At 61.6% G+C, this 550-nt stretch carries 1 pseudogene; it reads left to right on the top strand.

The features are described 5' to 3' along the window. Positions 1-321: 321 nt before the first annotated feature. A pseudogene (locus tag AC5JJ6_RS24715) lies at positions 322-550 on the top strand (hypothetical protein); the annotation flags it as partial.

The raw sequence follows: 550 nt of genomic DNA, 5'->3' as shown, positions 1-550 counted from the left end.
ACTTGAGCTTGCTGTCACCGGTGAGGTTGCCGGCTCCTTCCTTCACATCGCCCTTCATCTTCTTCAAAGAGCCTTCGGTCCGGTCGTCGCTCATGGTGATATCCTCAAAGTTTGCTTGTCGAGCCGCCGGCGTCATTGCGACTGCCCTGACGTCGGCATCGAATTACTTACAACAGGCGCTCGCGGAATTCGTCACGGCAGAAATTGAATTTAGTGCACCGGCTTGAAAATCCGCGTGAGGGATCGCCGGAAACATTCGCGTCGGCGATGCGTTGCCGAAAGTCCGTGCATTCCTGCCGGCGCTTCCGGAGTTCGACGACCATGCCGCCTTCCACCGATCTGTCGCCAGGGCACTTCGCCCGATTGCTGCTGGTCGCCCTTATCATCGTGACCATCGCCTTGCTGGCGTGGCAGATCGTGGACGTCCTGCTGCTGGTGTTCGGCGCCATCCTGCTCGCGGTCATGCTGCGCCGCTCCGCCGATTGGCTGGCGGAGCGGACGCCGCTTCCCGAGGGATGGGCACTGGCGGCGGTGGTGCTGGGAAGCGTCG

Source organism: Skermanella sp. (assembly GCF_059503625.1).
The sequence above is the reverse complement of the archived record's forward strand: the minus strand, read 5'-3'. Positions and strand labels throughout refer to the sequence as shown.